At 70.1% G+C, this 10707-nt stretch carries 11 protein-coding genes; 3 read left to right on the forward strand and 8 right to left on the reverse strand.

The genetic code is table 11. The annotated features are described in order from the left end of the window. Positions 1 to 139 precede the first annotated feature (139 nt). From E1298_RS37755 to E1298_RS37765, 3 genes are all read right to left on the reverse strand, one after another. Positions 140 to 1276 (reverse strand): methyltransferase domain-containing protein, encoded by a 1137-nt coding sequence (locus tag E1298_RS37755; protein ID WP_165975866.1) that lies wholly within the window; start codon positions 1274 to 1276, stop codon positions 140 to 142. A 94-nt stretch (positions 1277 to 1370) separates the two neighbouring features. Beyond that, entirely contained in the window at positions 1371 to 2234 is an 864-nt protein-coding gene (locus tag E1298_RS37760; protein WP_131902048.1) for an MvdC/MvdD family ATP grasp protein, read from the reverse strand. Continuing rightward, the gene (locus E1298_RS37765) at positions 2234 to 2491 is read right to left on the reverse strand and encodes a hypothetical protein (protein WP_131902050.1); all 258 of its coding nucleotides are present in this window, start codon (positions 2489 to 2491) and stop codon (positions 2234 to 2236) included. The genes E1298_RS37760 and E1298_RS37765 overlap by 1 nt, the downstream gene beginning before the upstream one ends. A 351-nt stretch (positions 2492 to 2842) precedes the next feature. On the opposite strand from E1298_RS37765, the gene E1298_RS37770 reads away from it, so the two are divergent. Then, positions 2843 to 3814, forward strand: coding sequence for an LLM class flavin-dependent oxidoreductase (locus tag E1298_RS37770; RefSeq protein ID WP_207945080.1), 972 nt, complete (start codon positions 2843 to 2845; stop codon positions 3812 to 3814). 3 nt (positions 3815 to 3817) lie between these two features. Here the strand turns inward: E1298_RS37770 and E1298_RS37775 are convergent, their stop codons facing one another. The 4 genes from E1298_RS37775 to E1298_RS37790 all read right to left on the reverse strand — a co-directional run bounded on the left by E1298_RS37775 (position 3818) and on the right by E1298_RS37790 (position 7187). Next, positions 3818 to 4882 (reverse strand): ABC-2 transporter permease, encoded by a 1065-nt coding sequence (locus E1298_RS37775; protein WP_131902052.1) that lies wholly within the window; start codon positions 4880 to 4882, stop codon positions 3818 to 3820. Then, positions 4879 to 5769: an ABC transporter ATP-binding protein gene (locus tag E1298_RS37780; protein ID WP_131902054.1), complete on the reverse strand. Its 891-nt coding sequence runs from the start codon at positions 5767 to 5769 to the stop codon at positions 4879 to 4881. Before E1298_RS37780 ends, E1298_RS37775 begins: the two co-directional genes overlap by 4 nt. A 675-nt stretch (positions 5770 to 6444) precedes the next feature. Next, positions 6445 to 6705, reverse strand: coding sequence for a hypothetical protein (locus E1298_RS37785; protein ID WP_131902056.1), 261 nt, complete (start codon positions 6703 to 6705; stop codon positions 6445 to 6447). Next, the gene (locus E1298_RS37790; RefSeq protein ID WP_131902058.1) at positions 6702 to 7187 is read right to left on the reverse strand and encodes a GbsR/MarR family transcriptional regulator; all 486 of its coding nucleotides are present in this window, start codon (positions 7185 to 7187) and stop codon (positions 6702 to 6704) included. Before E1298_RS37790 ends, E1298_RS37785 begins: the two co-directional genes overlap by 4 nt. 461 nt (positions 7188 to 7648) lie before the next feature. Here E1298_RS37790 and E1298_RS37795 point away from each other — a divergent pair, with 461 nt between their 5' ends. Beyond that, a complete protein-coding gene (locus tag E1298_RS37795; protein ID WP_165975867.1) occupies positions 7649 to 8416 on the forward strand; it encodes an AfsR/SARP family transcriptional regulator in 768 nt (255 codons plus the stop codon). A gap of 29 nt (positions 8417 to 8445) precedes the next feature. Next, on the forward strand, positions 8446 to 10047 hold the full coding sequence (locus E1298_RS37800) for an FAD-binding oxidoreductase (protein WP_131902063.1): 1602 nt from the start codon (positions 8446 to 8448) through the stop codon (positions 10045 to 10047). On the opposite strand, the gene E1298_RS37805 is transcribed toward E1298_RS37800, so the two are convergent. After that, the coding region (locus E1298_RS37805; protein ID WP_131902065.1) for an ABC transporter ATP-binding protein at positions 10044 to 10707 on the reverse strand (664 nt) is incomplete at its 5' end. The two genes, E1298_RS37800 and E1298_RS37805, sit on opposite strands and share 4 nt — an antisense overlap.

Here is a 10707-nt window from a genome sequence, read left to right on the forward strand (position 1 = left end):
TCTTCCGCTGGGCCACCCGCTACAACACCCGCCGCAGGCACTCCCGCCTCGGCCAACTCTCACCGATCAACTACGAGAAACCACCGGTAGCCTGACCGCTACCGCCTGAAATCGGTGTCCACATTTCGGGGGGAAGCCCCTACAGCTGGCAGGGGGCTGCCCAGCTTGTTCCGTCCGGGGTCTCGTGCCAGAGGCGTTGCCCGTTGGGACCGATGGTGAGCCCGAACGTTTCCACGTCGGGGCTTCCGTGGTCGGTCCACCAGGTGTGAGCTTGCTCGACTTCCTTCCAGATGTCGGCCGGTCCGCCGTGCTCGACTTTGGCGGGGGTGGTCTTGGGGGCTTTGACCCATGACCCGTCCGGTGTGGTGATCTCGGTTCCGTCGGGGCCGGGGAACGCGTTGATGCCGGGGAGACGCTGCCAGATCAGCAAGGCCAATCCGGGGGTGTGGAGTGCCTCGCTGCCGATCTCGCTTGTTCGGGTGTGCACGGTGGTGGCGTCAATGGCTACCCCTTCGGGGATGCCGGGCCGTGCCGCATCACGCCGAGTGGACATGAACCCCCAGGTGCATGACACCAGCGGGCCGCTAGCGGTTCCGTCGGCGGCAACGGTGAGCCGTGCGAGCGCCCCAGCCCAGGTCATGCCACGGGGCCGGATGTCAGCGAGGATGACACCTCCCGGGCGGGTTTGCTCGACCCACGGGACCGGCACGTGTTCGGTTGCCACGGTGGCGATGATCCGGTCGTACGGGGCCCGGGGCGGGTAGCCCCTGGGACCGTCATAGGCGGCGACGCTCGGGGCGTAACCGGCGTCAGCCAGCCGGAGACGTGCAGCGTCGGTCAGCGCCGGGTCGATGTCCACAGTGGTGACGTGCTCGGAGCCTAGACGTTCGGACAACAACCCGGAGTTGTACCCGGTCCCGGTCCCGATCTCCAGAACGGCGATGCCGTCTCGTACGTCAAGGATGTGCAGCATCCGAAGCATGAGACTGGGGCGGGTGCTGGAACTGGTTGACCACGCGAAGCCGGGTTGGTCGGGGTGTTCCATGCGCTGGGTCACAAGGGTGTCGTCGGCGTAGGCCAGCCCCAGCCATCGGGGGTCGCTGGCCGTGAGGAGTTCGGGCGGGTCGTCATCGCTGTAGAACTCGGGCACGAACACGTGCCGGGGGACTGCCGCGACCACCTGCCGCCATGCCGGGTCGGTGATGGTGCCTTGCTCGGTGAGCCGGTCGGCCAGTGCTGCCGCGTGGGCTCTCCAGTCGTCGAGATTGCTGGTCATGCGGGCACTCCAGTGAGGGTGTCGGCTACGGCGTCCGCGATGGGTGCCCCGGTCTCGGCTTCCAGCCATGCCCATTGCGCTCCGGGGCCGCATTCTAGGAACCACCATGCCCGTCGTCGGTCACACAGAAGTCGAACACGCCCAACTCCAAGCCAAGCGCTTTGAGGTAGGCGTGACAGGAGTGCGCCACGTCGCGGGGAACGCTGGTGATCTCGTACGTGAGCGTGTCGTACCGGTTTCGGAAGTCCTGGCGTGCGGCTGGATCATCGGTGTGTATCGCGATGGCGTGCACGTGCCCATTCCCGGTCACGACCACACGGACGTCGTGACTCTTGGGCACGTTGGCTTGGAAGAGATGCAACGTCGTGGTGACCCGGTCGTCGATGGTGGCCGGATCAACGGGGGTCGTGTAGATCAGCTTCACCCGGTCGTCCTCGCTGATCAGCTTATGCATGGTCGCCTTGTACACGGCCCCGTCGCCCGAGCGTGCGAAGTCGCGAGCGTCGCCGGGATGGTTGGTGAGGATGCTCGCGGGAGTGGTGAAGCCGCACCGTGCGGCGGTGGCCATCTGAAGCGGCCGATACTCCGCATCGGCAAGCCGTGCCGGGTGCGAGACCCAGCAGGCCGGGAGCGACATGAACAGTCCGCCGAAGCCGAAGCGGGCTTCGACGGTGGCGAACCTACGTTCCGGCTCGCTCATGGTGCCGGGGAATGTGAACGGCTGGGATTGGCGGTAGTACACCGCCGTGACCTCTTCCAGCCGGACGGCCCCGTCCGGGGTGGTGATCTCCCCGTGCCAACCATCGCAACCCAACCGGGCGCTGACACTGGCTCGGGAAGAGAACCACGCCGTGTCGAACCACACGACCCGTACGCCACGCATCGTGAGCGCATTGGAGACGTAGACGGCTTCACCGTCCTCTTGCTCCGCGAGCATGAGCACCGTCTGTGCGGACATCAGTCGGTCACCGTCCGTGTGTAGTCGTCCGGCTTGGTCTTACTGTCGTCGGTGTACGTGGTCGGGACCTTCTCCTGTTTGGTGCTGGTGGGCTTCCCATGCTTGGCCATGGACCGGATGGGGTTTGGTGTGACTGCGTGGTCCATTCCCCAGGGGCGGCCGGTCTGAGTGGGGGTCTCGGAGCTGATGGGCACCGTGTGGCCGGGGAGCCCGAGCGGGAATCGGTCGCGCGGGTTGACCAGGGGGCTTTCGTTCATCGCGGGCGGTCCTTCCGTGGGAGGTAAGGGAGGATCTTTCGAGTGGCCCCCAGCACGGCTCCTCCCTAAACCGGCCGGGACCACGATCAACCGCCGTGCCGCTCCTCACCGCCGTCCGGCTGACTCAGGCCCCGGCGTCGGAGCAACTACCGGTACGCCGCTTCGTCTGCGGCGACCTAAGCTCGGCATGCGTATCCAATGGGACTGGTTGAGTGCAACGGTACAGGCGCCTTGCGTTCCGAATATGTCCGATGGACTATCAACACTCGGATGCACCAGTGAAATCTGCACGAGCGTTTCCGGTGGCTATTAGGTAGGCTCGCTGCTGGACGCGGTGCCTGGGAGGGGTCTGTGGCTTTGGAGATATCGTGTGCTTTTGCTACGTCTCTTGACAGTCATGAGCATGCCAGGATCGCCGAGGGGCTTGGTTATGAGCGTGCCTGGTTCTTTGATTCTCCGGCCCTCTATCCGGACGTGTGGATGCAGTTGTGCCGGGCGGGAGAGCGCACCGACCGCATTGGACTGGGGCCCGGTGTCGTGGTGCCGGCGCTGCGCCATCCCATGGTCACCGCCGCCGCCATCGCCACCCTGGTCTCGCTGGTCGGGCCGGAACGCGTCGCTGTGGGTGTCGGGTCGGGGTTCAGCGGGCGCCTCGCGCTGGGCCGGCGTCCGATCCCCTGGTCGCAGGTCGCCGACTACATCCGCGTGGTGAAGGCGCTGCTGCGGGGTGAGCGGGCGGATTGGGACGGTGCCGTGATCGAGATGCTGCACCAAGCGGGTTTCGCGCCGTCCCGTCCCATCGAGGTGCCGTTCCTCGTCGGCGCGCAAGGACCCAAGGGCGTCGCGGTGGCCGGGGAGGTGGGCGATGGGGTCTTCAGCGGCCCGGTCGCCGTGCCCGGGTTCGGCTGGAGCGCGGTGATGACGTACGGCACCGTCCTGGAGGACGGTGAGGACCCCGGGTCGGAACGCGCGCTGGCGGCGGCCGGGCACGCGGCCGGGATGGTCGGGCATTTCGCCGTCGAGTTCGGCCAGCTCGACCTGGTTCCCAGTGGACGCGACTGGGCGGCCGCCTACGACGCCGTGCCGCGGGAGCATCGTCATCTGGCGATGCATGAGGGCCACCTGGTCGCCATCAACTCCTATGACCGGCCCTTCGTCACCGGGGATCTGCTGGAAGCGCTCGGGATGGCGCTGGGTCCGGCCGGCTGGCGGGAGAAGCTGGCTCTCCTCGAACAGGGCGGCGCCACCGAGGTCGTCTATCAGCCGGCCGGTCCGGACATCCCTAGGGAACTGGAGACTTTCGCCGCGGCCGCCCGAGGTTAGACGTCATGACAGGCGGCGGCGGAGCCACCAGAAGCTGGATCCGGCGAGGCCGAGGGTGAGGGCGGCGTAGATGCCGGTCTCGATCCATTGGAAGGGCCAGAACCGGTCGGAGGGCTGATAGGTCAGCTTCTGCCGGTAGCCGAGCCGCTTGAGCTCGGTGAAGCACGCCGCGAACGGGTCCTCGCCCCGCCCCGCCTGGCCGGGCCGCCCCTTGGGGGGTGCGCAGGGTCCGGAGGAGGTGGAGACGGGGATGTCGTCGCCGATGCCGCGTCCGGACGCATCGACGATCCCGGTGGACAGGACCCACGCGCCGGGGTCGTTGGGCGCCTGCGTCTTCATGACCAGGTGCAGGGGGCCGCCGCCCCGCTGCATGAAGAGGTCCTCGACGTTCGTGGCGCGGATGTCGCTGGTCGTGCGGATCGGGGGGAGCAGGTGGGGCCGGACGAGCAGGGGCATGACGGTCTGAAGGACGGCGAAGGCGGCGAGGGTGACGGCCATGGCGGGCAGGGTGCGGCGGACCAGCATCCCGGCGAACACGCCGAGGACGAACGCGAACGCCGCGTAGCCGATGGGGACGATGCCGCGCGCGTCGAACAGTAAGGGGCCCATCCGCGTGAAGCCGCTGGTGTTGGCGCTCTTGTCGAGCGGGCCCGACCACCAGGTCACCGCGAGGGTGCCCAGCCCGGCGGCGGTCATGGCGGCCGTGCCGGTGAGCGCGAGCTTGACGGCCAGCCAGCGGGTCCGCGTGATGCTCTGGTTCCACACCAGCCGGTGCGTGCCGGCCTCCAGCTCGCGCGTGATCAGCGGCGCGCCCCAGAACAGCCCGACCAGGGCGGGGAGGAGCAGCATGGCGGCGGTGACGGCGAAGAAGAGCGCCTGGTTGTCGTGGAAGAACCGCGGGAAGAACCTCGCGCAGCCGCCGTTCTGGGCGACGCAGGCGGCCACCCCCGTGGAGTAGTCGTCGGCCAGGCCGGGCCCGGTCAGGCCCAAGACGGCGGCGAGGACGGCGAGGGCGGCGGCCATCATCGCGGCCGCGGCGCGGAGCTGGCGCCAGGTCAGCCAGATCATCGCTGTACCTCCAGGGCCGACTGGCGGCCGGTGTCGGTGGGACGGGCCATGTAGGTCAGGACGAGGTCTTCCAGGCCGACCGGCCCGACCGTCCAGGCGGGGTCGAAGACCGGGGTGTCGGCGCGGACGATGAGGGTGGTCTGCCGGTCGGTGTACCTCTCGGAGAGGACGTGCCGGCCCGCGGGGAGCCGGACGGGATGAAGGCGCGGGCCGGTGAGCCGGTGGTGGGTGGCCAGCAGTTCGTCGACCCCTCCGGCCACCTGGACGCGGGAGTCGACGAGCACGATGAGGTGGTCGCAGATCCGTTCCAGGTCGGCGACCAGGTGGGAGGACAGCACCACGCTGAGCCGGTGTTCGGCCGCCGCCTCCATCAGCACCTGGAGGAACTCGCTGCGGGCGAGCGGATCGAGCGCGGCGACCGGTTCGTCCAGGATCAGGAGCCGGGGCCGCTTGGCGATGCCCAGGGTCAGGGCGAGCTGGGCGCGCTGGCCGCCCGAGAGCTTCCCGGCGCGCTGCGCGGGGTCGAGGCCGAGCCGTCCGATCCGGTCCCTCGCCACGGCGCCGTCCCACCCGGGGTTGAGCCGGGCGCCCAGCCGGAGGTGCTCGGCGATGCTCAGCCCGGCGTAGGTGGGGGTGCTCTGGGCGACGAACCCGACCCCGGCCAGCTGCTCCGGGCCGGAGGCGGGGCGTCCGCCGAGCACGGTGATGCCGCCCGAGGTCGGTTGGAGCTGGCCGACGGCCAGGTTCAGCAGCGTGGTCTTGCCCGCCCCGTTGGGGCCGACCAGTCCCACGACCCGGCCGGCCGGGACGTCGAGGGTGCAGTTCCTCAGTGCCCAGCGACGTCCGTACTTCTTGCCCAGTCCCTGGGTCTGCAAGACGGCGGTCATACCGGACCTCCATTCATCTAGGTGACTAGTACTATAAGTACCTTGGGAGATGGAGTGTCAACCCGGAGGACCTCCGGCCGTCCGGGAGGCGTCGCGTGCGGCGGGGAGGCACGAGCGATGCGGGTCCGCTGCGCGGCGGTCATCTTGGCGGCACCCGCCCGGCGTGGGGATCCGAGTGATCCGTGCAGGATGGAGCTGGAAATTCGGGCAGAATTACCGGTTTGCGGTTTCCGCAGGCCCGGCGGGCCGGGGCTCCGGCGCTGGACGCTCGCGTTACCACATTTGGCGTATGGACGCGGTCAGGGTTCTGTCGCAGTGTCGGGACCGAGACGAGCGCCGCCGATTGGCGGAACGGAGAGGCATGACCATGGGCGCCGATGGATGCAGCTGTGGCGGGAGCGCCGGGGAATCGTCGCGGACTTGTGCGATCTGAAAGGGCGCGGTGCGGGCGGTCGAGAAGGCCGACCGGGCTCGGGCCTTCGGGTTCGATGAGGTGATCGCGGATGAATACCACGCTGAGGCGGTGCGGTACCGGGCCCTGGCGACGCGCGGGCTGCGCTCCGTGCGTGCGGCGGTCGCGGAGCGGATCAGGCCACCCGAATGGACGAATTCGTCAATGGCCTGCCCGCGCAAGCGGTGGTGGGGCGCGGGAGCCCGGTTCGCGGGCGGCGGCCGTTACTCGGCGGTGAGCTCCATGAGCTGCTCGGCGGCGGTGGTGTTGCCGCCGGCGGCGAGGCGGCGCAACTCGTCCATGTCGTCGAGTTCGGTGGCGAGCTCGATCAGCTGGTCGGTCGCGGTGGCGTTGCCGCCGGCGGACAGGCGGCGCAGCTCGTCCATGTCGCCGCGCTCGGCGGCGAGCTCGATCAGCTCGTCGGCGGCGGACGCGTCGCCTCTGTCGGCCCGTTCCCGTAGGACGCGCATTTCGGGGTCGATCATGGCAGCCTCCCTGAGGCTCGGAGTTCATCGCGATACGCATGCCACTCGTCCAGCAGCGCGGGCAGCCGCCCGCTGAGGAACTCGGCCAGCGCGACCATCTCCGCGAGCGGCGCCCGGCGCTCCGGCGGGGCGTCGGCGAGCAGGGCCAGCCCCTCGCGGAACAGCGCCGCGTGCGCCTTGTGGAGGGCGGAGTCGAAGTTCTGCGGCTGCCGGCTCTCCGGGTCGAGATCCACCCGGTCCGCCCGCTCGCCGGCGACACGCGTCCGGCGCGCCATCCGGTGGCCCTCCAGCAGGTTGACCGCACCGGTGATGGCGCTGCGGCTCGCCAGCAGCGCCTCGCCCAGTTCGTCGATCGTCTGCTGCGGCGGGTCGCAGACGAACAGGTACCCCAGCAGGCGCCCGGCCATCGGCGGGAAGCCGTACCGGCGCGCGTAGAAGCGCCCGACGTGGTCGGCGAAGATCAGCTGCGCGTCCTGTGACACGCCGGCGACGATAGCAGCTCTGACGGAGATAACACAAATTTGTGTCATCTCAGACGCGAGCGGCCACGGCTCGGCGGCCGGCGGCCGGGTGCCCGCCGTTGTCCCGTCGACATGATGCGGAGCCCGGTCCGGGGGCCCGCGGAACACAACCGAAACATTTCCCTAATCGTGGACAAGGCGGCTACGGACAGTCGCGATAACGGTTCTGAGCAGGGAAACGGGCCCATCTCAAGTGCCGCGCTAGCGTCCATCGAGCGCACCTCGACGGGCGTGCATACGCTGGGAGTCCACGGGGGTGACGTGCGGCGCCGCAGCGATTGGCACACAAAGGAAGGAGGCTCGGATCCGGGCAGATAACCGAATCCAAGCGGAAAATCCCCGTGACACTTTTCGAATCGGCCTATTTCAGGGTGAAATAAAGCAGAGATTCGTTGCCGGTGATCATTGGGGGCAGCATGACGATGTTCCGCATACTCGGACCGCTTGAGATCAGCCATAGCGGAGGGCTCTGCCCGGCCCTGCCGCCCAAGGTCCGCTGCGTCCTCGCGCTCCTGCTGAGCAGGACCAACCACGTCGTCGCCACCGAGACGCTGATGACCGAGCTGTGGCGCGACCGCCTGCCGGCCAGCGCGACGACGACCCTGCAGACCTACGTCTACCAGCTCCGCAAGATGCTCTCCACCCAGACCGGCACCGACCCGATCACGACCCACCAGCTCGGCTACCTGCTGCGCGTACCGCGCGAGCAGATCGACGCGACCACGTTCGAGGCCGAGATCGACGCGGCGACCGCGTACCTGTCCACCGGACGCGCCGAGGAGACGATCACGCACGTGCAGCGGGCGCTCGCGCTCTACCGGGGGGCGCCGCTGGCCGACGTGCCCTGCGGCCCGCTCCTGGAGGCCCGCGCCGTCCACCTCGGTGAGCTCCGCATGCGCGCGGCGGAGCTGCGGGTCGAGGCCGAGCTCGCGCTCGGCCATCACCGCCGGCTGATCGGCGAGCTGCAGTCGCTGGTGGCCGAGTACCCGCTCAACGAGTGGCTGCACGGCCGCCTCATCGCCGCGCTGAACCGCTCCGGACGCCGCGCCGAGGCCCTCCAGGTCTACCGGCGGCTGCGGGGCGTGCTCGACGCCGAGCTCGGCCTCACCCCCTCCGCGGAGGTCGAGAGCCTCCATCTCCAGGTCCTGACCGGAGAGGGGGAGCGGGGGGAGACGCGCCACAGCGCCTGACCTGACACTCCTAGGGAGACGACCGCACCATGCAGCACTCCGACCGCCGGGGGTTCCTCGCCCTCGGTGCCACAGCCACGCTCGCCACCGCCGGTCTCGGGTCCGCCGCGCCCGCGGAGGCGGACGAGCAGCGGGCCGCCGCCGCGACCATCACCCCGTCCGACCCCCGGTATCCCGACTTCGTGCGCGGCAACAACTTCCGGTTCGCGGGCACGCCCGACTCGGTCCGCGTGATCGAGTCGGCGGGCCAGATCGAGCAGGCGCTCGCCGAGGCGGTGCACGTCGGGAAGCGGCCCGCCGTACGGAGCGGCGGGCACTGCCTCGAAGGCTTCACGACCGATCCGTCCGTCAAGGTGGTCCTCGACCTCTCCCAGTACTCCGGGGTGTACTTCGACCGGACGCGCGGCGCGGTCGCGGTCGAGGCGGGCGCCACGCTCGGCCAGGTGTACGACACGCTCTATAAGCAGTGGGGGACGACCGTGCCGGGCGGCGTCTGCCCGCAGGTCGGCGTAGGCGGGCACATCAGCGGCGGCGGGTACGGGGCGCTCTCGCGGCTCTTCGGCCTTGTGGTCGACCACCTGGAGGCCGTCGAGGTCGTCGTGGTCGACAAGAGCGGCGAGCCCCGGACGGTGGTGGCGACCTCGTCCCCCAAGGACCCGGCCCATGACCTGTGGTGGGCGCACACCGGCGGGGGCGGCGGGAACTTCGGCGTCGTCAGCAGATACTGGCTGCGCTCCCCCGGCGCGACGGGGAACGCCCCGGCGCGGATCCTGCCGCGGCCCCCGTCGTCCCTGCTGATCAGCAGGTCGGAGTGGGCGTGGAGCGGCATGGACGAGGCGGCCTATTCCAGGATCGTCGGCAACTTCGTCCGCTGGCACGAGGCGCACAGCGCTCCCGGCGCGCCGGAGGCGGGCCTGTTCGCCACCCTGTGGTGCAACCACTTCAAGACCGGCAACCTCTTCATGATCGTGCAGGTGGACGGGTCCCGGCCGGACGCGGAGCGGATCCTCGCCGGCTTCAACGCCGCCGTCACCGAGGGCGTCGCCGTGAAGGCGACCAGGGTGGAGCGGGAGCTGCCCTGGGGCGTCGCCTGGAAATACCTGAGCTTCCCCGACTACGGGTCCGCTCTGGGGCTGCGCATCAAGGACAAGTCCTCCTACCAGCGCCGCGCCTACTCCGATGCCCAGCTCGCGACCGTCTACAAGTACGTGACCATGGCGAGCTTCGAGGGACGCGGCGCCACGATGCTGCTCGCGGGCTACGGCGGCCAGATCAACGCGGCCGGATCGGACGCCCGGGCGATCCCCCAGCGCGACTCCGTCATCAAGGCGCAGTACGGGACGTCCTGGATCGACCCGGCCCAGGACGCCGCGCAGCTCGCCTGGATCCGCGGCTTCTACCGGGAGCTGTTCTCCGGCACCGGCGGCGTCCCGGTCTCCGGCGCGCTCGCCGACGGCGCTTACATCAACTATCCCGACGTGGACCTCGCGGACCCGGCGTGGAACACCTCCGGCGTCCCCTGGTCCGAGCTCTACTACAAGTCCAACTACGCGCGGCTGCGGCGGGCGAAGGGGAGATGGGACCCGCTGAACACCTTCCAGCACGCCCTGGGAATCCAGCCCCCGTCCTAGCGCGCGTCCTGGCCCGCTCCGGGGATCAGTCTCAGCAGCTCCCGGGTGTAGCCGTCGCGGGGGCTGCCGAAGACCTCGGCGGTGGTGCCCTGTTCGACGAGCCGCCCGGCGCGCATCACCCCGACCCGGTCGGCCACCTCCCCGACGACCGCGAGGTCGTGGGAGATGAACAGGTAGCCGAGGCCCAGCTCGTCGCGCAGCCCGGCCAGCAGCCGCAGGATCTGCGCCTGCACCGACACATCGAGCGCGGACACCGGTTCGTCGCAGACCAGCAGGTCGGGCCGGGGCGCCAGCGCGCGGGCGATGGCGACGCGCTGGCGCTGCCCGCCCGACAGCTCCGCGGGACGGCGGCGCCGCACGGCCGCGGGCAGCGCCACCTGGTCCAGGAGCTCGCGGACGCGGGCGCGGCGGAAGGCCCGGTCGCCGATTCGGAACGCGCGCAGCGGCTCGGCCACGATCCGCTCGACGCTGTAGCGGGGGTCGAGGGAGGCGTACGGGTTCTGCTGCACGAGCTGCACCCGCCTGCGCAGCGCCCGGAGCCGGGCGCCGCCGAGCGCGGCGAGGGGCTCGCCGTCGAAGGTGATGCGCCCCGCCGTCGGCTCGATCAGGCGCAGCACCAGCCGCGCGACCGTCGACTTCCCCGACCCCGACGGCCCCATC

The sequence above is a fragment of the Actinomadura rubrisoli genome, from assembly GCF_004349215.1.
GTDB classification, from domain to species: domain Bacteria; phylum Actinomycetota; class Actinomycetes; order Streptosporangiales; family Streptosporangiaceae; genus Spirillospora; species Spirillospora rubrisoli.

Bases quoted from the DNA above. Each gene is read 5' to 3' on its own strand.
- E1298_RS37760 (WP_131902048.1), bottom strand. From the start codon at position 2,234: ATGTCCGCACAGACGGTGCTCATGCTCGCGGAGCAAGAGGACGGTGAA.
- E1298_RS37755 (WP_165975866.1), bottom strand. From the start codon at position 1,276: ATGACCAGCAATCTCGACGACTGGAGAGCCCACGCGGCAGCACTGGCC.
- E1298_RS37775 (WP_131902052.1), bottom strand. From the start codon at position 4,882: ATGATCTGGCTGACCTGGCGCCAGCTCCGCGCCGCGGCCGCGATGATG.
- E1298_RS37795 (WP_165975867.1), top strand. From the start codon at position 7,649: ATGTTCCGCATACTCGGACCGCTTGAGATCAGCCATAGCGGAGGGCTC.
- E1298_RS37800 (WP_131902063.1), top strand. From the start codon at position 8,446: ATGCAGCACTCCGACCGCCGGGGGTTCCTCGCCCTCGGTGCCACAGCC.
- E1298_RS37785 (WP_131902056.1), bottom strand. From the start codon at position 6,705: ATGATCGACCCCGAAATGCGCGTCCTACGGGAACGGGCCGACAGAGGC.
- E1298_RS37765 (WP_131902050.1), bottom strand. From the start codon at position 2,491: ATGAACGAAAGCCCCCTGGTCAACCCGCGCGACCGATTCCCGCTCGGG.
- E1298_RS37780 (WP_131902054.1), bottom strand. From the start codon at position 5,769: ATGACCGCCGTCTTGCAGACCCAGGGACTGGGCAAGAAGTACGGACGT.